At 74.7% G+C, this 20,083-nt stretch carries 20 protein-coding genes; 10 read left to right on the top strand and 10 right to left on the bottom strand.

The window, feature by feature from the left end:
* Nucleotides 1-150: 150 nt before the first annotated feature.
* Complete coding sequence (locus O7600_RS05815; RefSeq protein ID WP_281592650.1) at nt 151-591, top strand: ribonuclease domain-containing protein; 441 nt, start codon at nt 151-153, stop codon at nt 589-591.
* A gap of 54 nt (nt 592-645) precedes the next feature.
* Entirely contained in the window at nt 646-1,077 is a 432-nt protein-coding gene (locus O7600_RS05810; protein WP_281592649.1) for a barstar family protein, read from the top strand.
* Nucleotides 1,078-1,550: 473 nt separating this feature from the next.
* Here O7600_RS05810 and O7600_RS05805 read toward each other — a convergent pair whose 3' ends face one another.
* The 8 genes from O7600_RS05805 to O7600_RS05770 form a co-directional block, all read right to left on the bottom strand.
* Nucleotides 1,551-2,267: an HD domain-containing protein gene (locus O7600_RS05805; RefSeq protein ID WP_281592648.1), complete on the bottom strand. Its 717-nt coding sequence runs from the start codon at nt 2,265-2,267 to the stop codon at nt 1,551-1,553.
* 60 nt (nt 2,268-2,327) lie between these two features.
* The gene (locus O7600_RS05800) at nt 2,328-2,747 is read right to left on the bottom strand and encodes an ATP-binding protein (protein ID WP_281592647.1); all 420 of its coding nucleotides are present in this window, start codon (nt 2,745-2,747) and stop codon (nt 2,328-2,330) included.
* A gap of 238 nt (nt 2,748-2,985) precedes the next feature.
* Complete coding sequence (locus tag O7600_RS05795; RefSeq protein ID WP_281592646.1) at nt 2,986-4,329, bottom strand: polysaccharide lyase family 1 protein; 1,344 nt, start codon at nt 4,327-4,329, stop codon at nt 2,986-2,988.
* Between the two features lie 26 nt (nt 4,330-4,355).
* Nucleotides 4,356-5,516 carry a Gfo/Idh/MocA family oxidoreductase gene (locus O7600_RS05790; RefSeq protein ID WP_281592645.1) on the bottom strand — a complete coding sequence of 387 codons (1,161 nt, stop codon included), beginning with the start codon at nt 5,514-5,516 and terminating at the stop codon, nt 4,356-4,358.
* A gap of 52 nt (nt 5,517-5,568) precedes the next feature.
* Nucleotides 5,569-7,053 (bottom strand): mannitol dehydrogenase family protein, encoded by a 1,485-nt coding sequence (locus O7600_RS05785; RefSeq protein WP_281592644.1) that lies wholly within the window; start codon nt 7,051-7,053, stop codon nt 5,569-5,571.
* Nucleotides 7,044-8,345: an enolase C-terminal domain-like protein gene (locus O7600_RS05780; protein ID WP_281592643.1), complete on the bottom strand. Its 1,302-nt coding sequence runs from the start codon at nt 8,343-8,345 to the stop codon at nt 7,044-7,046. The genes O7600_RS05785 and O7600_RS05780 overlap by 10 nt, the downstream gene beginning before the upstream one ends.
* Nucleotides 8,342-9,775, bottom strand: a complete 1,434-nt coding sequence (uxaC, locus tag O7600_RS05775; protein ID WP_281592642.1) for a glucuronate isomerase — start codon at nt 9,773-9,775, stop codon at nt 8,342-8,344. Before uxaC ends, O7600_RS05780 begins: the two co-directional genes overlap by 4 nt.
* Nucleotides 9,776-9,792: 17 nt before the next feature.
* Complete coding sequence (locus O7600_RS05770; protein WP_281592641.1) at nt 9,793-11,121, bottom strand: Gfo/Idh/MocA family oxidoreductase; 1,329 nt, start codon at nt 11,119-11,121, stop codon at nt 9,793-9,795.
* A 242-nt stretch (nt 11,122-11,363) separates the two neighbouring features.
* On the opposite strand from O7600_RS05770, the gene O7600_RS05765 reads away from it, so the two are divergent.
* From O7600_RS05765 to O7600_RS05730, 8 genes are all read left to right on the top strand, one after another.
* The gene (locus O7600_RS05765) at nt 11,364-12,410 is read left to right on the top strand and encodes a LacI family DNA-binding transcriptional regulator (protein ID WP_281592640.1); all 1,047 of its coding nucleotides are present in this window, start codon (nt 11,364-11,366) and stop codon (nt 12,408-12,410) included.
* Nucleotides 12,411-12,507: 97 nt separating this feature from the next.
* Nucleotides 12,508-13,851: an extracellular solute-binding protein gene (locus O7600_RS05760; protein WP_281592639.1), complete on the top strand. Its 1,344-nt coding sequence runs from the start codon at nt 12,508-12,510 to the stop codon at nt 13,849-13,851.
* 26 nt (nt 13,852-13,877) lie between these two features.
* Nucleotides 13,878-14,858, top strand: coding sequence for a sugar ABC transporter permease (locus O7600_RS05755; protein ID WP_281592638.1), 981 nt, complete (start codon nt 13,878-13,880; stop codon nt 14,856-14,858).
* Nucleotides 14,855-15,718 carry a carbohydrate ABC transporter permease gene (locus O7600_RS05750; RefSeq protein WP_281592637.1) on the top strand — a complete coding sequence of 288 codons (864 nt, stop codon included), beginning with the start codon at nt 14,855-14,857 and terminating at the stop codon, nt 15,716-15,718. The genes O7600_RS05755 and O7600_RS05750 overlap by 4 nt, the downstream gene beginning before the upstream one ends.
* On the top strand, nt 15,715-16,335 hold the full coding sequence (locus O7600_RS05745; protein ID WP_281592636.1) for a hypothetical protein: 621 nt from the start codon (nt 15,715-15,717) through the stop codon (nt 16,333-16,335). The genes O7600_RS05750 and O7600_RS05745 overlap by 4 nt, the downstream gene beginning before the upstream one ends.
* Complete coding sequence (locus tag O7600_RS05740; RefSeq protein WP_281592635.1) at nt 16,332-17,237, top strand: PmoA family protein; 906 nt, start codon at nt 16,332-16,334, stop codon at nt 17,235-17,237. Before O7600_RS05745 ends, O7600_RS05740 begins: the two co-directional genes overlap by 4 nt.
* Nucleotides 17,234-18,217, top strand: coding sequence for a sugar kinase (locus tag O7600_RS05735; protein WP_281592634.1), 984 nt, complete (start codon nt 17,234-17,236; stop codon nt 18,215-18,217). Before O7600_RS05740 ends, O7600_RS05735 begins: the two co-directional genes overlap by 4 nt.
* Nucleotides 18,214-18,828, top strand: coding sequence for a bifunctional 4-hydroxy-2-oxoglutarate aldolase/2-dehydro-3-deoxy-phosphogluconate aldolase (locus tag O7600_RS05730; RefSeq protein WP_281592633.1), 615 nt, complete (start codon nt 18,214-18,216; stop codon nt 18,826-18,828). The genes O7600_RS05735 and O7600_RS05730 overlap by 4 nt, the downstream gene beginning before the upstream one ends.
* Here the strand turns inward: O7600_RS05730 and O7600_RS05725 are convergent.
* Both O7600_RS05725 and O7600_RS05720 read right to left on the bottom strand, forming a co-directional pair.
* Complete coding sequence (locus O7600_RS05725) at nt 18,821-19,585, bottom strand: hypothetical protein (RefSeq protein WP_281592632.1); 765 nt, start codon at nt 19,583-19,585, stop codon at nt 18,821-18,823. The two genes, O7600_RS05730 and O7600_RS05725, sit on opposite strands and share 8 nt — an antisense overlap.
* 18 nt (nt 19,586-19,603) lie before the next feature.
* Nucleotides 19,604-20,080, bottom strand: coding sequence for a hypothetical protein (locus O7600_RS05720; RefSeq protein WP_281592631.1), 477 nt, complete (start codon nt 20,078-20,080; stop codon nt 19,604-19,606).
* Nucleotides 20,081-20,083: the final 3 nt, after the last annotated feature.

Raw genomic sequence — 20,083 nt, 5'->3', positions numbered from 1 at the left:
CCGTCCGCACCCGCCATCGCGTGTTCACCCGTGATTCGGGGTGTGGACGCCGGACGGGGACTGTACGCCGGGCAGGATCCTCGGCAGACTGAGCGCCGACCATCGGACGACGTTGATCGATGTCTAGCCGGCTCGCTCAAGGAGGATCCCTTGACCCCGTTCCGCGCCGTCGCCACCCGCGTCCGCCGGGCCCTGACCGCGTCCGCCCTGGTCACCGCCGTGGCCGCCGCCGCGCTCGTCGCCCCGTCCACCGTCTCCACCCGGCTGGCCGAGCCGGCCGGGGCCGCCGTCTACAGCTCGTGCACGATGTCCCGCTGCGCCGACGCCCGCACGGCCCGCTCCGGCTGGTCGGCGAAGAGCTTCCCCACCAGTCGTGGCTGGTACTCCTGGAGCGGCGGCCAGTGCAACTTCGCCGGCGGCCGGTTCTACAACTACGAGGGGCAGCTGCCCGCGAACGCCACCTACTACGAGTACGACGTCTACCCGCGCGCCTGCAACGCCTCCCGCGACGCGTACCGGATCGTGGTCAACAGGAGCACCGGGGCGACCTGGTTCTCGCCGGACCACTACGCCAACTTCTACCGGCTCTGAGTTGCGTCGGCGCCGGCCCTCCCGGCCGGCGCCGGCCCCGGAAAGGACTGACCCATGGGTGTCGCGCCCCCGCAGCCGCCGGCCTGGCTCACGCTGGACGGTCAGGCGGCGTCCGCGCCGGCCGGCGTGCCGGTCCCCGGCCCGGCCACCCGGACCCGGGCGGCCCTGCACGAGACGCTCGCCGACGCCCTGGCGCTGCCCTCCTGGTACGGGCACAACTGGGACGCCCTCGCCGACGCGCTGGCCGACCGGCTCGACACCGGGCCGCTCACCCTGGTCGTCACGGACGCGGCGAACCTGCTCGCCGACGAGCCACCCGCCCAGCTCGGCACGTTGCTCGACGTCCTCGGCGCGGTCGCCGCCGGTGGCCACGAGACGCTGCGGGTGGTGTTGCGTGAGCAGCCGGAGCGGCTGCCGGCCCTGCGCGCCCGGATCGCCGCCGCCCTGGGCGGCCACGTCGGCGCCCCGCCCTCCGACGCGACCTGACCGCCTCGGCCGGCGCCGTCCGCTGCGCCGCCCGCACTTGGCCCGGCCGCCTTGCCCCGGGCCCCGGACCTGGTCTGGCCACCTCACCCTGTGCTCGACCCGGCCCGGATGCCGGTCCGGCTCGTGCCGACCCGGTCCGGGCTCCGGCGTTGATCCGGCCTCACGTCGGCTTTCCTCGTTCGATGGCGGCTGCGGCGCGCTGCCGGACCGACCTGAGGGGCGTCGCTCGGGCAGCGGCGTTCGGGCGCCCGAGGCGAGAGGGGCGGCACGATCGTGCCGTCGGGTGACCATCCATCCATTGCGCGGCACGGCTCTGCGGGACGACAGACCAACCTCAGCCGATATACCGCTGAGTCATATTTATGACCCAGCGGTATATCGCACTTCGGCGGGTGTGCTCGGCCGTGAGACTACGGACGGTGAGCGTTCGGCAGGGCGGCGTCGAGCACCCGGCGCGGGCGTGCGGCCGCGGGTCAGTTCGGCTGGTCGAGGATGGCGCTGAACCGCTCCTCGGCGAGGTCGAGCTGGGCGAAGATGTGCCGCTTGACCGGCGCCGACAGTGGCGTGTCCGGCCGGGCGATCAGGTCGCGGAAGACCGGCACCAGCGGCCGGTACTTGGCGGCCGAGGTCGCCACCTTGGGCCCGACCGTGTGGATCACGCCCACGCCGTTGTCGGTGAAGTCCGACACCTTGATCACCCGCGCCCAGGGCTCGCGGTCGAGACTGGCCGCCACGTGCTCCCGGTACTGCGCGTGCCGATCCCGATCCGGGTCGTACGCCGGGTTGGTCACCGCCGCGACGAGCCGCGCCACCCGCGGGCCGAAACGGGCGGTGAGCGTGGCCAGCGCCGCCGCCGTCGGATCGCCCGCCGCGGCACCGGCCAGCTCGGCCGGGTGGTCCTCCACCGCGTCGTGCAGCAGCCCCGCAACGATCACGTCGACGTCGCGCACCTGGTAGTGGTGCATCATCCGGATCGCCACCCGGAGCAGGTGGTTGAGGTACGGCTCGCGGACCCGCCGGTCGTCGCGGTGCAGGTCGGCGGCGAGGTCGAGAGCCTCGGTCAGCCGGTCGCGGGCGGCCTCGTCGAACGCCTCGATCTCCAGCCGGAAGCGGGCCAGCAGACCGGGCTCACCGTGGATCTCGGTGATCGCGTGCATCGGCATCGTGGCGAGGTACGCGGGGAACTCCATGCGTCCCTTATAGCTGATCTTCGCTAGCCGGTGCCGTCGGCTGGCCGACGCGAGGCGGGATCATCGATCGGTGAGGTGCTTGACCAGGCGTACGCAGGTGCCCTCCGGCGTGCCGACGATGGTCGCCTCGTCCATCACCCGGGACATGATCAACCGCCCCCGGCCCCGGTCGCTGCCGTCGTCGTCGCCGTCGGTCGGCCGCCAGCCGCCGTGGTCGCGGACCTCGATCTCCAACCGGTCGTCGTGCAGTTCCACCCGGAGCGTGGTGATCCCGTCGGGGGCGAAGCGGTAGCCGTGCTCGATGGCGTTGGCGCAGGCCTCCCCGGTGGCGATCAGGACCGTCTCGACGTCCCACTCGTCGACGCCCTGGGCCTGCAACCAGGCACGCAGCCGTTCCCGCGTGGGTGCGAGCCGTCCGGGGTCGGCCGGCAGGTCGATGGTGAGGAGCCGGCCGGTCCCGCCGGTTGTCCCACCCGCCACGTCCGGCCCTCCGTCCCGTGCCCGCCGCCGGGCCTGGGCACCCACTCGCGCTCTCACCGCCCGATTCTCACCCTGTTGTCCCCGATCGCCGCCGAATCAATCCTCCGGCGGACGATCCGCAAAGGTGATCATCGCGCATCCGCGCCCGCATGTCAGCCGACCACTCCGGGGAACGGCGCCGGGCCGGCGTCCCGCAGGAGACGCCGGCCCGGTCGGTGCGGGGACCAGCGGGCGGCGCTCAGAGCGGCAGCCGACCGGCGCCGGACCAGGCGCCGACGACGAGCGGGACCAGCGGCGTGGGCAGCGGCGGGGCGGCCCGCAGGGTCGGTGTCCAGCCGGCGTCACCGCCGAGGTCGGGCTCGTGCGCGGCGTTGTACGCGGCGCGCAGGTCCACCGGTCGGGGCCGGCGCTCGCCCGGCCGCACCCAGCTGCCCCGCTCGGTCAGGGCGGTGCCGCCCCAGTCGTGGAGCAGGTCGGCCGGGTCGACGTCGTCGGCGAGGGTGAAGAAGTTGTTCTCCGCGTGGATGGCGGACTGCACGCCGACGCCGAGGGCGTACGCGAAGTCCGGCCCGCCGAGCCGGTAGTGGTTCTCGTGCACGTCCACCTGGCCGAACCGCACCCGGGGCAGCCGTTGGAGGTCACCGTCGAAGAGGTTGTGCCGCACGGTGACCCTGAGCCGGCCGACGTCCGGGCCGACCGTGTTGGAGGAGCCGATCAGCATCAGCTTGTCCCGGCCGACGAACCGGTTCCAGGAGGCGGTGACCAGGCTGGCGGTGTGCGTGACGTCGAGCGAGCCGTCGTGCACCTGGTAGGGCCGGCCGAAGTGGACGGGCTGGCCGCTGTCCGGGTTGTCGCCGTCGGTGAACGTGTTGTGGTCGACCCACACGTGCTCGCTGCGCCGCACGGAGATCTGGTCGTACTGGGAGTTCCAGTTGCCGGCGTCGCCGTCGGTGGGGGACCAGGCGGGGAAGCAGTCCCGGGCGTCGGCCAGCTCCAGGTTGCGCACGATGACGTTGGCGACCCGGTCGATCATCAGGGGCAGCCCGGTCAGCCGGGCGCCGCGCAGCCCGACGATCGTGGTGTTCGAGCCGACGTTGATCTGCGTCTGTCGGGTCTGGGCGGCCACCGACCGCACCCGGGCCGCCTCCAGCGGGCCACTCGGGTCGACCCGGCCCCAGACCGCCGGGTCGTACGCGGCCAGGTACGCCGACAGCGAGTACTCCGGGTCGGCCAGGTCGGCGCAGTCGAGCGTCGTGCCGTCGGGCCCCTCGAAGCCGTCGATCGTGCCGGCCACGTACACGATCTTGGGGGTGGCGTCGGCGGCGTTGGTGGCGTTGTCACCGCCGAGGGCGGCGACCAGCTCGGCGCGGGTGCGCACGAGGCGTACCCGGTCCGGGGTGGCGGCCGCGCCGCCGGTGGTGCCGGCGCCCTCGGCGGCCCAGCCGTCGTTCGCCGGGAGCGTCTGGCGACCGAGCAGCTCGGCGGCCCGGGACAGCCCGGCGGGTGCGGCCGGCGCCGGCGCCGGGACGGTGATCGTGATGGCCGCGGCGAGGAGCGCGGCGGCGGCGGTTCGGGTTCGCATGACTCGTTCCGATCTCTCGACGGTGTTCACGGCAGATCCACCACGTACGGCCGGACCGCCCACGGCAGGCCCGTCTCGGAGGGCAGCGCGCCGGTCCCCGCGGCCGTGCGCAGCACCGCCTCGACGCCCCGGATCACCCGGACCCCCTCCGGACCGTCGCCGACCGTCCGGACCAGGTCGCCGCCGAGCAGCGTCGGAACGGGTGCGTCCCGCAGCGCGTCCAGCACGGCGGTGAACGGCTCGGTACGCGCCAGCGGCGCGATCAGCGGCGCCCCCGTCGCCCGGTGGTCGAGCAGGTTCGCCAGCAGCCCTCGCCGGCCGGGCACCGCGCGGGCGGCGGGATCGCCGGGCAGCCTCAGCCGGTCGGTCGGGTACTCCAGCGCCGCCCGCCCCCGCCCGCCGTCGACCAGCACGTCGCCGGGGACGTACGCCTCGGCGGCGAGGGTGAGCGCGGCCAGCACCGGTGGTCCGGCGTGCGGGGTCAGTCGCAGCACGGCGGTGTCGTCCACCTCGATCGGGCGGACCCGGTAGCGCTCCACCTCGACGCGGGCCGGGCGCACCGGCGCGCCGGTCACCGACTCGGCGACGGCCAGGCACTGCATGAGCGCGTGCGCGAGCGGGTTGGCCAGCGCGCCGTCGAGCGCCGGCCGGCCGTCCAGGGAGCGCCGGCCGGCCCAGCGGGAGCGGGCGTAGTAGCCGTCCGGCCGCTGCCACGCCGCCACCGTGGCGATGCGGTGGACCGGGCCGAGCCGCCCGGCGGCCAGCGCGTCGGTCAGTTCGGTCAGCGCCGCCGAGCCGAGGGCCTGGAAGTTGACCTGCACGGCCCGCCCGGCGGACGCGGCGAGCAGCGTGTGGTGCTCGGCCAGGTCGAGCACCGGCGGCTTCTCCAGCAGCAGGTCCGCGCCGGCGTCGAGCGCGTCCCGCGCGATCGGCAGGTGGGTGTGCGGCGGCGTGCAGACCACCACCACGTCCGGCCGTGCCGTGGCGAGCATCGCCCGGTGGTCGGTGAAGACGGCCGCCCGCGGCGGGACCGGCGCGTCCGGTTCGACCTCCGGTGGGCGCACGTCGACGAGCGCGACCAGGCGCAGCCGCCCGGCCGCTTCCAGCTCCGCGATCGTCCGGCGGTGCCACCGGCCGTGCCCGTTCGCGCCGACCAGCGCCACCCGGGGCGGCCCGCCGCCGGTCACCGGGCACCCCCGGCCCGTCGCCGCCGGCCGGGCACCCGCCGCCCGCCGCCGCTCACCGGGCGCCCGCCAGCGTGGCACGGACGCCGTGTCGCTCCAGTGCGGTCAGCCAGCCGGTGACGTCGGCGCGGACCTCGTCGTCGGCGGCCAGGTCGGCCGGGAACACCTCGCGGACCGCGAAGACCGCGTCCACCACCCCGGCCGGGGTGTGCCGGCCGGCGGCCAGCGCGGCGCGCAGCCGGTCGGCGAGCGGGTCGTCCAGCGGCAGCGGCCGGCCGTCGTCGGCGTAACCGAGCAGGAACCGCAGCCACGCGGCGACCACCAGCGCGCTCCACCGCGCCGACCGGCCGGCCGCCCGCAGGTCGGCCACGGTGTGCAGCACCCGCTGCGGCAGCTTCTGCGAGCCGTCCATGGCGACCTGGAGGGTGCGGTGCCGGATCGCCGGGTTGCCGAAGCGGGCGAGCACCTGTTCGCCGTAGGCGGTCACGTCGACGCCGGGCGGGGGAGCGAAGCTCGGGGTGATCTCTTCGACGACCAGCCGGCGCAGCACCGCGTCCAGGTGCGGCAGCGCCAGCGCCTCGGCCACCGTCTCCGCGCCGGCCAGCGCGCCCAGGTAGGCGGTGGCGGAGTGCACGCCGTTGAGCGCCCGCAGCTTCAGCCGCTCCCACGGGCCGGCGTCGTCGGTGAGCACCGCCCCGGACCGCTCCCAGGCCGGTCGGCCCCCCGGGAAGTCGTCCTCGATCACCCACTGCGACCACGGTTCGGCGGCGACCGCCGCCAGGTCGGTCACGCCGAGCGCGCGCCGCGCGGTGTCCCGGGTCGCCTCGGTGCTGGCCGGCACGATCCGGTCGACCATCGTGCCGGGACAGGTCACCGCCGCCAGCACCCGTTCGGCGGTCGCGTCGGGCAGCCCGGCCAGCGCCAGGCACTGCTCCACCAGCCCGCGCAGCCGGCGGCCGTTGGCCGGCAGATTGTCGCAGCTGACCAGCGCGACCGGCCCGGCGTCGGCGGCGGCCCGGGCGAGCAGTCCGCGCACCAGCAGGCCGGGCACCGTACGGGGGGGCCGGTCCGTGGTGAGGTCGGCGGTCAGCTCCGGGTCGACGGTCAGCGCCGCGGTCACCGGGTCGAGCCGGTACGCCTTCTCGGTCACGGTCAGCGTGACCACCCGGATCGTCGGGTCGGCGAGCAGCCGGACCACCGCGTCCGGGTCGGAGGCGGCGTGCCGGACGCCGGCCAGCGCGCCGACCACCCGGGTCGTCGGGCCTTCGGCGGCGAGCGTGGTGACGCTGAACAGCGCGTCCTGCGCGGCCAGCGCCTCGACCACGTCGGTGCTGCGCGGCGCGACCCCGATGATGCCCCAGTCGCCGCCGGCCGCCCCGACCGCCGCCTCGGTGTGCACCGCCTGGTGGGCGCGGTGGAACGCGCCGAGCCCGAGGTGGACGATGCCGGCCGGCACGGTGCCGGGGCGCAGCAGCGGCCGGGACTCCGGCGGCAGGTGGCGCAGCGTGGCCAGGCCGAGCCGGTCGGCGGTCAGCGCCATGCCGGGCCGTCCGGGAAGCGGTACCGCGCGATCGACTCCGGCCGCATGGTCGCGCTGTAGCCGGGCGCGGTGGGCAGCAGGTAGCGCCCGCCCCGGGTGCGCACCGGGTCGACGAAGTGCTCGTGCAGGTGGTCGACGTACTCCACCATCCGGCCGTCCAGTCCGGTGCTCACCCGCAGGTGGTCGAAGACCGCGAGGTGCTGCACGTACTCGCACAGGCCGACGCCGCCGGCGTGCGGGCACACCGGCACCCCGAACTTCGCGGCCAGCAGCAGCTCGGCGAGCACCTCGTCCACGCCGCCGACGCGGCACGCGTCGACCTGCATCACGCCGATCGCCTCGGCCTGGAGCAACTGCTTGAAGATCACCTTGTTGGCGGCGACCTCGCCGGTGGCGACCCGGCAGCGTCCGCCGGTCAGCTCGGTGACCGCGCGGGCGATGCGGGCGTGCCCGAGCACGTCGTCGGCGTGCGTGGGCTCCTCGATCCAGTACGGGTCGACCTCGGCGAGCACGCCCATCGCGGCGATCGCCTCGTCCACGTCCCAGACCTGGTTGGCGTCCATCATCAGCAGCGCGCCCGGGCCGATCTCGGACCGGATCAGCCGGGCCCGCCGCAGGTCGTCCTCGAGCCGCCCGCCGACCTTCATCTTCACCGCGCGCCAGCCCGCCGCGTACGCCTCGCGGGTCAACGCGCGTACCCGCTCGTCGGGGTAGCCGAGCCAGCCCACCGACGTGGTGTACGAGGGGAACCCGTCGGCTTCCAGCCCGGCCAGCCGGTCGGCCATGCCGTCGCGTCCCTTGTCGAGGATGGCCGCCGCCTCGTCCGGGGTGAGCGCGTCGGTGATGTGGTGGAAGTCGACGGTGGCCACCAGCTCGTCGGTGGGCGCCTCGGCGAGGAACCGCCACATCGGCTTACCGGCCAGCTTGGCGCGCAGGTCCCAGACCGCGTTGACGAGCGCGCCGGTGGCCATGTGGATCACGCCCTTCTCCGGGCCGAGCCAGCGCAGCTGCACGTCGGCGGCCAGGGAGCGCCAGAACGCGACCGGTTCGGCGGCGATCTCGGCGACGGTGCGTCCGCGCACGTGGTGGGCGAGCGCGCGCACCGCCGCGCAGGTGATCTCGTTGCCCCGCCCGTTGGTGAACGTGAACCCGGCGCCGGTCGGCCCGCCGTCGGTGGTCAGCTCCACGTACGTGGCCGAGTAGTCGCCCCGGTTGATCGCGTCCGAGCCGTCGCCGCCGGCGGCGGTGGGGAAGCGCACGTCGTGCACCGCGACGTCGACGATCGTGGTCATGAACGCCCACCTCCGAACTTGAAGACCTGCTTGGGCAGCCGGTACGCCAGGTCGACGATGGTCTCGGCGGCCTCGTCGGCGTCCAGCCGGTGCTCGGCGACGAGACGGGCCAGGAAGCCGGCGTCGACCCGGCGGGCCACGTCGTGGCGTACCGGGATGGAGCAGAACGCGCGGGTGTCGTCGACGAAGCCGGCGGTGTTGTAGAAGCCGGCGGTCTCGGTGACCGCCTCGCGGAACCGGCGCAGCACCTCCGGCGAGTCGAGGAACCACCAGGGCGCGCCGAGGCGCAGCGCCGCGTAGCCGCCGGCCAGGGGGGCGAGTTCCCGGGTGAACGTGTCCTCGTCGAGCGTGTAGAGCACCACGGTGAGCCGGGGGTCGTTGCCGTGCGCGTCCAGCAGCGGGGCGAGGCCGTGCACGTAGTCGGTGGCCTGCGGCACGTCCCCGCCCACGTCGCGGCCGTGCCGGGCGTGCAGCCAGCGGTTGTGGTTGCGCACCGCGCCCGGGTGCAGCTGCATCACCAGCCCGTCGTCGAGCGACATCCGGGCGAACTCCAGCAGCATGTGGGCCCGGAACGCCTCCGCGTCGGCGGCGTCGGCCCGCCCGCGCCGACCCCGGTCGTAGAGCGCCGCCGCCTCCGCCGGGCCCAGATCGAGGGTACGGGCGGTGGGGTGTCCGTGGTCGGACGAGGTGGCCCCGGCGGCGGCGAACGCCTCCCGCCGTGCCCGCAGCGCCGCCAGGTATCCGGCGTACGTGCCGGTGTCCTCCCCGGAGACCTCGGCGAGCCGGTCCACGTTGGCCGACCAGTTGTCGAACTCCATGTCCACCACGTCGTCCGGGCGGAACGTGGTGACCACCCGCCCGCCCGGCCCGCCCCACCCGTCGGCGGCGAGCTTGGCGTGGCGGCCCAGGTCGTCCAGCGGCGACTCGGTGGTGGCCAGCACCTCGATGCCGAAGCGCTCGAACAGCGCCCGGGGCCGGAACTCCGGCTCGGCCAGCCGGGTCGCCAGTTCGTCGTAGACCGCGTCGGCGGTGGCCGGGCCCAGCGGTGTGGTCACGCCGAACACGTCCCGGAACGTCTGCTCCAGCCACAGCCGCGACGGGGTGCCCCGGAACAGGTGCCAGTGCGCGGCGAAGCGCCGCCAGATGGTCCGCCCGTCGGTCTCCACCGGGCTGCCGTCGACGCTGGGCACGCCCAGGTCGGCCGGGGGCACGCCCTGGCTGAGCAGCATCCGGGTCAGGTAGTGGTCGGGCACGACGAGCAGCCGGGCCGGGTCGGGGAACGGGTGGTCCTCGGCCAGCAGCGCCGGGTCGACGTGCCCGTGCGGGGAGATGATCGGCTGCTCGGCGGCGAGCGCGTACAGCTCGCGGGCCAGCGCGCGCAGCCCGGGTTCGGCGGGCAGGAGCAGGTCGCTGGGGGAGATGATCGGCACGGGGGCGGGCTCCTCAGTCAGGGGAGGGTGAGCAGGTCGGCGACCCGGACGGGCGCGCCGGTCTCCAGCGAGCGGTTCGCGGCCAGGCCGGTGAGCAGGGCGAGCGCCCCGTCCCGGGCGGTGGCGGCCCGGCCGAGCGGGTCGGGTTCGCCGCCGAGCAGCACCCGGGTCATCCGGGCGTCCGCGCCCCCGTGCCCCCGTCGGGTCCAGCCGTCCACCGGGATCTCCACCGGGGGCGCCCAGAACGGCCGCAGCGTGAGCCGGGCGGCGCCGCGTTCCACGGCGGCCTCGTCGCCGTGCAGCGCGGCGCCCTTGAGCGCCGACGCCCCGCCGGGGCTGACGTGGTCGCTCTCGGTCACCTCCAGTTCGAGGCGGCCCCGGCTGCCGTTGACCATCACGCGATAGCCCTCCCAGGGGGCGTACGCGGTGAGGTGGTATGTCATGGTCGCGCCGGTGTCGTAGCGGGCCAGCACCGCCAGGTCGTCCTCGATGGTCACGCCGGGGGCGAAGACGTTGCGGTCGCGCTGGTAGCCGTCCTCGGCCTCGGCGTCGAGGTACAACTCGCGCAGTCTCGGGTGGTCGGCCAGCCGCAGGGCGAACGGGTCGCCGTCGGCGGCGGGGGAGCCGTGCGCCCGGTCGTAGTCCCGGGCGTAGCCGTGCCGGCGGCCGTCCGCGCCGTAGAAGAACAGCCGGCCGTACGCGTGCACCTCGACGGGACGCGCGTCCAGCCACCAGTTGACCAGGTCGAAGTGGTGGCCGGACTTGTGCACCAGCAGACCGCCGGAGGTGGCCTTGTCCCGGTGCCAGCGGCGGAAGTAGTCGGCGCCGTGGCGCACGTCGAGCAGCCACTCGAAGTGCACCGACCCGATCTCGCCCACCGCGCCGTCGGCGAGCACCCGCCGGACCTGCTCGTGCAGGGGGTTGTAGCGGTAGTTGAAGGCGACCGTCACCCGCCGCCCGGTTTCCGCGACCGCGTCCAGGATGCGGCGGCACCGGGCCGCGTCGACGGTCATCGGCTTCTCCACGACCACGTCGCAGCCGGCGCGCAGGGCCGTCGTCACGTACTCGTCGTGGGTGACGTCGACGCTCGTCACCAGCACCACGCCGACCCGCTCCTTGGCCAGCATGGCGGCGACGTCGGCGGCGTCGTACGTGGGCACCGGCGGGTGGCCCAGCTCGGCCAGCCAGCGGTTGTGCGCGTCCATCCTCCTCCGGTTGACGTCGGCGAGCGCGACCAACTCGGCGGTGTCGGCGTGGTCGAGCGCGAGCGCGCGGACGAACATCTCGGCGCGCGCCCCGGCGCCGACCAGGGCGTGACGGACCCGTTCCCGGGCCGGTGGTGACATGACGTCGGCCTCCCCGGCACTCGACTGCAAAGGTTTGCAGCCGAAGAAACCATGGCGATGGATGCGTCGTCAACGCTTCCCGACGAAACCGTCCCATCCATCCGCATTGATGCACTTTCGAGCGCCCGGCGGGCGCGGCGTCGAAATCGAGCCGCAACAATGGACCGTTGACACGGAAGCAACCGTTTGCATTAATGGGCGACACCCCGTGACCCCCACCACATCGGACGAGGGAGCCCACCGTGCCAGCCACCATCCGGGACGTCGCCCGGGCCTCCGGTGTGCACATCTCCACCGTCTCCCGCACGTTCTCCGCCCCGCATCTGGTCAACCCGGAGACCCGGGTCCGCGTGCTGGCCTGCGCCGAGGACCTCGGCTACCGGCCCAACCGGGCCGCCCGGGCCCTGATCACCGGCCGCACCCACAACATCGGCCTGATCGTGGCCGACATCGCCAACCCGTTCTTCCCGCCGCTGATCAAGGCGGCGGAGGGGCAGGCCCGGCACCGCGACTACCACGTCTTCGTGGCCGACACCAACGAGGACCCGGCCGCCGAGGAGGACCTGGTCCACGCCCTGGCCAAGCAGGTCGACGGCGTCCTGCTGTGCAGTCCCCGGATGAGCAACAGCCTGATCGAGCAGGTCAGCCGCGAGGTGCCGGTGGTGGTGATAAACCGCCAGGTCGCCGGCCTGCCCTGCGTGATGATGGACGTCGGGCAGGGCGCGCGGGCCGCGATCGAGCACCTGCTCGGCCTCGGCCACCGGCGGATCGCGTTGCTCGGTGGCCCGCGCGGCTCGTGGACCGCCCGGGAGATGCGCCGCGCCGCGTCCGCGGCGGCCCGGGGCGGCGGCGCGGAGCTGACCCTTCTCGGGCCCAACCAGCCCACCGAGACCGGCGGCGGCGCGGTCGCCGACCAGGTGCGCCGCAGCGGCGTCACCGCCGTGCTCGCCTACAACGACCTGATGGCGATCGGCCTGATCGAAGGGCTGGACGCGTTGGGGCTGCGGGTGCCGCAGGACGTGAGCGTGGTCGGCGTCGACGACATCGCGCTGAGCCGGCTCACCCGCCCCAAGTTGACGACGGTGGCCACGCCGACCGCGGCCGCCGGCCGGACGGCCGTCGACATGCTCCTGCAACTCGACTCCGACGCGCCGCGTGGCGCCCGGGGTCGGGGCGCGGCATCCGGCGACCGTCGCACCACCGCACAGGTAATGCTCCAGACCGCACTGGTCGTCCGTGACTCGACCGGGCCCGTCCCCGCGCCCGGTCGGGACGGCACCGGGGCCTGAGCAGGTGGCCCGGGCCCGCACAGCACTGCGGACCCGGGCGGCCCGTGGACGGCCGCCGGTGACGTCGTCGCCTCCCACATCCGAGGAGTGAGCGCAGATGCACCCCGCAACGTCCCCCACCGCCGGCGCACCCGCCGGGCGGAATCACCGTACCCCCCTGTCCCGACGCCGATTCGTCCGCGGCCTCGCCGCCTTCGCGCTGGCCGCGCCGCTCGCCCTGGGCGCGGCGGCCTGCGGCGGCGACGAAGACGGCGGCGACGGCGGCCCGGTCAAGCTCTCCGTCTTCTGGTGGGGCGGTGAGGCCCGGGCCAAGCTCACCGAGGACGCCCTGGCCCTCTACACCAGGAAGCACCCGGACGTGACGTTCGAGAAGACCTGGCAGGCCAACCAGGGCTACTTCGACAAGCTCGCCACGCTGACCGCCGGCGGCAACCCGCCCGACCTGTTCCAGATCGACGACAACTACCTGGCCGAGTACGCCGGCCGTAGCACCACGCTCGACCTGGGCAGCTACCGCGACTCCGGCAGGCTCGACGTGTCGAAGTTCCCGAAGAGCCTGCTGGAGTACGGCGTGGTCGACGGCAAGCTCGCCGGAGTGGCGGCCGGGGAGAACACCCAGGGCCTGGTCTACAACAAGACGCTGTTGCAGAAGAACGGGCTGCCGGAGCCGACCACCGGGATGAGCTGGGAGGAGCACATCGCCTGGGCCGAGCAGGTGACGAGGAAGACGAAGGTCCCCGGCACGCAGGACCCGAGCGCCGACTACAAGGCGCTCTGGGTGTGGCTGCGCCAGCAGGGCAAGGACCTCTACGAGGGCAAGGAACTCGGCTTCACCGTCGAGGACGTGACGAGGTGGTTCGAGCTGTGGAAGGGCGCCCGCGACCGGGGCGCCACCCCGACCGCTGACGTCATCCACCAGGGCAACGCCACCGACATCACCAAGCAGCTCGTGGTCACCGGCAAGGCGGCCACCTCCTGGGTCTGGGCCAACCAGATGCCGGACCTGAAGAAGAACACCACTGACGAGCTGGGCGTGGTCGCGTACCCGGGTGACCCGAGCGCCCAGTGGGCTCGGGCGTCGATGTACTGGTCGGTGTTCAAGGGCAGCAAGCACCGCGACGTGGCGGTCGACGTGATCAACTTTCTGAACAACGACCCGGAGGCGGTCGCGCTGCTCGGCACCGACCGCGGCCTGCCGTCCAACATGGAGCTGCGGGCGACGGTCAGCGAAACCGCCACCGACCCGGCCATGAAGCAGTCCATCCAGGTCGAGTCCGAGCTGGCGCAGAAGTTCGGCCCGTCCCCGCAGGTCCCGATCAAGGGACACAGCAAGGTCAAGGCCGAGCTGACCAAGGCCGCGGAGAACGCCCAGTACGGCCGCGCCACCCCGGCCCAGGCGGCGGAGCAGTTCGTCACCGCCTGCAAAGCCGCGATCGCCTGACCCCTCGACGGAAAGGAACCGGATCCGTGGCCCTCACCACGGCGCCCGGCCGGACCCCACGAACCGGACCGGCCGGCCCCCGCCCCACGCGGCGCGGGGCCGGTCGGGCCCGGCTCGGCGAGGGCCTGGCGGGATACGTCTTCCTCTCGCCCTGGCTCATCGGACTGATGGGCGTCACGGCGATCCCGATGCTGCTCTCGCTCTGGCTGAGCTTCACCGACTACGACATCCTCACCCCGCTGTCCGAGGTGCGCTGGGTCGGGCTGGCCAACTACGAGCGGATGTTCACCGCCGACCCGTCGTACTGGCACGCGGTGCGGGTCACGCTGACGTTCGCGCTGGTCGCGGTGCCGCTGAAGCTGGCCGCCGCGCTCGGCGTGGCCCTGCTGCTCAACCGCGCCTGGCGCGGCGTAGGACTGTTCCGCGGCCTGTTCTACCTGCCGTCGCTGCTCGGCGGCAGCGTCGCGCTGGCCATCGTCTGGGTCAACATGTTCAACCGGGACGGCGCGTTCAACTCGTTCCTCGCCCTGTTCGGCGTCGAGGGGCTGCCCTGGGTCGCCGACCCGGACTGGGCGTTGCAGACGCTGATGGTGCTGGCGATCTGGCAGTTCGGCGCGCCCATGGTGATCTTCCTGGCCGGGCTCAAGCAGGTGCCCACCGAGCTGTACGAGGCGGCGGCCGTCGACGGCGCCGGGACGTGGCGGCGGTTCCGCGCCGTCACGCTGCCCATGCTCTCCCCGGTGATCTTCTTCAACCTGGTGCTGGAGACCATCCACGGCTTCCAGGGCTTCACCGCCGCGTTCGTGCTCAGCAACGGCACCGGCGGACCGGTCGACTCCACCCTGATGTACACGCTCAAGCTCTACATCTCCGGCTTCACCGACCTGGAGATGGGCTACGCCTCGGCGATGGCCTGGGTGTTCCTGCTCGCCATCGCGGTGATCACGGCCGTCTTCTTCAGCACCGGCCGGTTCTGGGTGCACTACTCGGACGGAGACGAATCATGACCGCCGTGCCCGTCCGCCGCCGCCCGGGCAACCGGCAGGCGCTGCGCCTCCTGGTGCTCCTGGTGATCGTGGCGGTGGTCCTCTACCCGCTGATCTGGATGCTCGGCACCTCGGTCAAGTCGCCGGCCGAGATCGTCAACAACGTCGGCCTGCTGCCGGAGCGGTTCACCCCCGGCAACTACGTCGACGGCTGGACCAACTTCGACGTCGGATTCGGCCGGTTCTTCCTCAACAGCGCCCTGGTCAGCCTGCTCACCGTGGTCGGCAACGCGCTGTCCTGCCTGCTCGCCGCGTACGCCCTGGGGCGGCTGCGGTTCCGGCTGCGCAAGGTGTGGTTCACCGTCATGATCGGCACCCTGCTGCTGCCCGGGCACGTGCTGATCGTCCCGCAGTACATCCTGTTCCGCAGCCTCGGCCTGGTCGGCGGCGACTGGCCGTACCTGCCGCTGCTCATCCCGCACTTCCTGGCGACCGAGGCGTTCTTCGTCTTCCTCATGGTGCAGTTCATGCGCGGCATCCCCCGCGAGCTGGACGAGGCCGCCCGGATCGACGGCGCCTCCCCGTACGGTGTGTTCCGCCACGTCATCCTGCCGCTGAGCCGCCCCGCGCTGGTCACCACCGCGATCTTCTCGTTCATCTGGACCTGGAACGACTTCTTCCGGCAACTGGTCTTCCTGTCCAACCTGGAGGACTACACCGTCCCGGTGGCGCTGACCCTGTTCATCGACTCCACCAGCCAGAGCGCGGTCGGCCCGATGTTCGCCATGTCGGTGCTGTCCCTGCTGCCGGTGTTCCTGTTCTTCCTCGCCTTCCAGCGGATGCTGGTCGAGGGCATCAACACCAGCGGGTTGAAGGGATGAGCACCCGGACCGCCTCCACCGACGTCGTGCCGGCCCGCACCGACTGGCGGGACACGCTGCGCGAGGCGAGCGACCTGGCGCTGCTCGGCTTCGCCGTGGCCGCCGCCGCGCTGCCGGTGCTCACGCTCGCCCCGGCGGTCGCCACCGCCAGCGCCGCGCTGCACGACCGGACCGTCACCGGGTCGTGGCCCGACGCGCGGACCAGCCTGACCCGGTTCGGCCGCGCCCTGCCCGCCGGGCTGGCGGTGAGCGCCGCCGCGCTCGCCGCCGCCGCGGTGCTCGCGGCCGACCTGCTCGCGCTCGCCGGCGGCCGGGTGCCCGGCGGCGGCCCCGCCCTGGCGCTCACCGCCGTCGTGGTGGCGGTCCTGCTCGGGTACGCGGGCCTGGTCGCCGTCGCGGTCGGGCGCACCGGTGGCCGGGGCTGGCGGGCCGCCGCCCGGCGGGTGGCGCGTGCCTGCCCGAAGCGCCCCGGCGTGTGGGCCGCCGCCTCCGGCGTCTGCATGCTGGCCGTGCTGCTGGCGGTGCTCGTCACCCCGGTCGCGGTGCCGATCCTCGGCGGGTACGCCCTCGCGGCGCTGCACGCCGTCGACGCCCGCCGCCCGCCGGAGCCGTCGTGACCGCCGACCGCCGGACCGCCGCGCCGCACCGCGCGGGCCCGGCCGAGGTGGCACGCGACGCCGAGGAGCGGCTGGTCGTGGCCGGCGTCGAGGTCGCCCGCTACGTGGTCCGGCCCGACCTCGATTCGCGGCACGGGCCCCGGCCCCACCTGCACCCGGTGCGGACCCGGGCCGGCACACCGGTCACCGACGCGCACCCGGCCGACCACGTCTGGCACCTCGGCGCGTCGCTCGCCGTGCAGGACGTGGACGGCGCCAACCTCTGGGGCGGCCGGACGTACGTGCGCGACCTCGGCTACACCTGGCGCGACGACCACGGCGTCATCGCCCACACCGGCTGGCGGGCACGGGCCGCCGACCGGCTCGAGCACGACCTCGACTGGCGCGACCGGGACGGTCGGACGCTGCTGCGCGAGCACCGCACCGTCACCGCCGCGCCGGCCGGCGACGACGCCTGGTGGCTCGACCTGACCGCCACCCTCAGCTCCGCCACCGGCGCCGACGTCCACCTGGGCAGCCCGGCCACCAACGGCCGCCCCGGCGGGGCCGGCTACGGCGGGTTCTTCTGGCGCGCGGCGGCGACCGGGGAACCCCGGGTGCATACCGCCGACGCGGTCGGGGAGGAGGCGGTCAACGGCTCGACCGCGCCCTGGCTGGCGCTGCTCGGCACCGGGCCCGGCGGCGGCGCGTACACCCTGGTCTTCACCGGCCTCGGGCCGGGCGACCGGTGGTTCGTCCGCACCACGGCGTACCCGGGCGTCTGCGTCGCGTACGCGTTCGACCGGCCGGCGGTGGTCGCCGCCGGGCGGCCCCGCCGCAACCGGCACCGGGTGCTGGTCGCCGACGGTCACCTCGACCCGGCGGACGTCGCGGCCCGGCTCGTCCCGGTGGGCGGCGCGTGAACGGCCCGCTGGTCGTCTGCGCGGGCGAGACCATGGCGGTGCTCGCCCCCGCCGACGGCGGGCCGCTGGAACACGCCGCGCTGCTCGCGGTCGGTGTCGGCGGCGCGGAGTCCAACGTGGCCACCGGCCTGGCCCGGCTCGGCCACCGCGTCGCCTGGGTCAGCCGGGTCGGGGACGACCCGTTCGGCCGTCGCGTGGTCGCCGAGGTCGCCGCCGCCGGGGTCGACGTCTCCCTGGTCGCGGTCGACCGGGACGCACCGACCGGCGTCTACCTCAAGGACCCCGGACCGTCGGGCACCCGGGTCCACTACCACCGCGCCGGGTCGGCCGCGAGCCGCCTGCACGCCCGGGACCTCGCCCACCCGCGGCTGGCCGGGGCGCGGCTGCTGCACCTGTCCGGGATCACCGCCGCGCTCTCCGACTCCTGCCGGGACCTCCTCGGCCAGGCGCTGACCGGGCGGGCGCTGCCCGGCGCCCGGGTCAGCTTCGACGTGAACCACCGGCCGGCGCTCTGGCCCGCCGACCGGGCCGCCCCGGTCCTGCGCGACCTGGCCGACCACGCCGACGTGGTGCTCGTCGGGCTGGACGAGGCGGCGACGCTGTGGGGCGTCGCCGGGCCGACGGACGTCCGCGACCTGCTGCCCGGGCCGGACCTGGTGGTGGTCAAGGACGGGCCGGCCGGTGCGACCGCGCTGCCGCGGACCGGACCGGCCGTGTTCGTGCCGGCGGTGTCGGTGGACGTGGTCGAGCCGGTCGGCGCCGGGGACGCGTTCGCCGCCGGCTTCCTCTCCGGGTCGCTGCGCGGGCTCGACCTGGGATCCTGCCTGCGGACCGGCCACCTCACCGCGGCCCGGGTGCTGGCCGTGCCCGGCGACACCGCACCGCCGCCCGACCCGATGTGGACCGCGCGGGCGCTGGCGCTGTCGGACGCGCAGTGGGCGGCCGGGGCGTACCGGCACGACGGAGGGAGCGGCGGATGACCACGCACGACTTCACGCCGGTGTTCGGCGACGCGCGGGTGATGGTGATCCTGCGCGACCTGCCGCCGCCGGAGACGGTCCGCCTGGCGGAACTGGCCTGGGACCTCGGCATCGCCGTGGTGGAGGTGCCGATCCGGACCCCCGGTGCGGTGCCCGCGCTGCGCGCCGCCGTGACGGCCGGCCGGCGGCGGGACCGGATCGTCGGCGCCGGCACGGTCCGCACCCCGGCGCAGGTCCGCCAGGCGGTGAGCGCGGGCGCGGCGTTCACCGTCGCCCCCGCCCTCGACCTGGCGGTCGCCGACGCGGCGGTCAGCTACGGCATCCCGCACCTGCCCGGCGTGGCCACCCCGACCGAGGCGCAGCAGGCGCTCGACCACGGCCTGGTCTGGCTCAAGGCGTTCCCGGCGGTCAGCCTCGGCCCGGCCTGGTTCCGGGCCGTCGCCGGCCCGCTGCCGGAGGCGCGCTTCGTGGCCACCGGCGGCGTCGACGCCGGCAACGCCGCCGACTTCCTGGCCGCCGGCGTGCGCGTGGTGGCGGTCGGCTCGGCGCTCACCGACCCGGCGCAGCTGCCCCGCCTGGCCGCGCTGGCCACCGCCGGCCCGGTCAGCTGACCGTCCGGCCGGACGTGGTCGCGGTGGTGCGGACCGCCTTCACGATCGCCGGGATCGAGCCGATCAGCAGCACCAGCGCCCAGATCAGCGCCACCACGGCGAAGACCACCGCGCCCAGGTCGTCGAGGATGCTGACCAGGATCACCGGCACCAGACCGTGCAGGAACTGAAGCACCACCGTGCACAGCAGCGTGGTCAGCGCCAGCAGCACCAGCCCCTTGTTGCGCAGGAAACGCGGCTGGGCGGCCAGCAGCAGGCCGGCCCAGACCAGCTTGAGCAGCAGCGCCAGCCCGAGCAGCACGGCCGCGTCGCCGACCGGGAAGAACCCCCACACCGCCAGGTACGCCAGCGTGCCGAACGGCGGCGCCAGGAACAGCGAGACCATCACCGTCAGCTCGACGAACGCGACGACCAGCAGCACCAGCGACACCAGCAGCAGCACGATCGAGAAGACCAGCGTGGCCACGCCCTGCACCCGGCCCTGGACCCGGTCCGGCAGCACCAGGCTCAGGCAGAACAGCCCGGTGGTCCACAGCGCCACCACGTCGATCAGCGCGAGATATCCGGTGCCCCGCCCGGACGGCTCGCTGACCCCGCCCACGTCGCCCAGTTCGACGCCGAGCTGTCCGGCGCTGTCGCGCAGCGCGCCGCCCGCGTCCCCGCCGCCGGTCAGCGCGGCGGCGCCCAGCTCCACCGCGACCACCAGCGCCACCGCGAACAGCGCCAGCAGCAGGAACGGCTTGCGCAGCTCACCCATCTCGCGCCTCCACCCCGGTCAGGACCGGGCCAGCGTGACCGCGCATCCGCCACCTCCCGGACAGCGCAGGAGCACCTCGGTCTCCCGGTCCACCGCCACCTTCGCCACCGCCGCGCCGTCCGGCCCCGGCGTCACCTCGTCGGTGACCGTGACGTCCGCGTCGCCGGGCGCGCGGGCGGTCACCTCGAACGGCGCCGCGCCCCGCAGCACCAGCGTGCGCAGCGCGCCCGGATCGGCGACGCGCAGCCGGCAGGTGGAGCCGAACGCGACCACCACGCCGTCTGCGGTCGGGGCCGGATCGGCGGCCGGCGGCCGGCACGCCACTCCCACCGTCGCCGGGTCCACCACCCCGGCGCCGCGCCCCAGCCGGCCCAGCGGCCCCGGGCCGGCGGTCGGGTCGCCCCGGTCGTCGCCCCGACCGGCGACCGCCACCACGTAGAGCCCCACCAGCAGCACGGCCAGCGCGACCAGCAGTACCTTCTGCCGCCCGGTCACGGT

Source organism: Micromonospora sp. WMMA1998, from assembly GCF_027497375.1.
Taxonomy (GTDB): domain Bacteria; phylum Actinomycetota; class Actinomycetes; order Mycobacteriales; family Micromonosporaceae; genus Micromonospora; species Micromonospora sediminicola.
The sequence above is the reverse complement of the archived record's forward strand: the minus strand, read 5'-3'. Positions and strand labels throughout refer to the sequence as shown.

Excerpts from the sequence above, each read along its gene's own strand:
- O7600_RS05810 (WP_281592649.1), top strand. The coding sequence starts at position 646 with ATGGGTGTCGCGCCCCCGCAGCCGCCGGCCTGGCTCACGCTGGACGGT.
- O7600_RS05805 (WP_281592648.1), bottom strand. The coding sequence starts at position 2,267 with ATGGAGTTCCCCGCGTACCTCGCCACGATGCCGATGCACGCGATCACC.
- O7600_RS05795 (WP_281592646.1), bottom strand. The coding sequence starts at position 4,329 with ATGCGAACCCGAACCGCCGCCGCCGCGCTCCTCGCCGCGGCCATCACG.
- O7600_RS05785 (WP_281592644.1), bottom strand. The coding sequence starts at position 7,053 with ATGGCGCTGACCGCCGACCGGCTCGGCCTGGCCACGCTGCGCCACCTG.
- O7600_RS05780 (WP_281592643.1), bottom strand. The coding sequence starts at position 8,345 with ATGACCACGATCGTCGACGTCGCGGTGCACGACGTGCGCTTCCCCACC.
- O7600_RS05770 (WP_281592641.1), bottom strand. The coding sequence starts at position 11,121 with ATGTCACCACCGGCCCGGGAACGGGTCCGTCACGCCCTGGTCGGCGCC.
- O7600_RS05760 (WP_281592639.1), top strand. The coding sequence starts at position 12,508 with ATGCACCCCGCAACGTCCCCCACCGCCGGCGCACCCGCCGGGCGGAAT.
- O7600_RS05750 (WP_281592637.1), top strand. The coding sequence starts at position 14,855 with ATGACCGCCGTGCCCGTCCGCCGCCGCCCGGGCAACCGGCAGGCGCTG.
- O7600_RS05745 (WP_281592636.1), top strand. The coding sequence starts at position 15,715 with ATGAGCACCCGGACCGCCTCCACCGACGTCGTGCCGGCCCGCACCGAC.
- O7600_RS05730 (WP_281592633.1), top strand. The coding sequence starts at position 18,214 with ATGACCACGCACGACTTCACGCCGGTGTTCGGCGACGCGCGGGTGATG.
- O7600_RS05725 (WP_281592632.1), bottom strand. The coding sequence starts at position 19,585 with ATGGGTGAGCTGCGCAAGCCGTTCCTGCTGCTGGCGCTGTTCGCGGTG.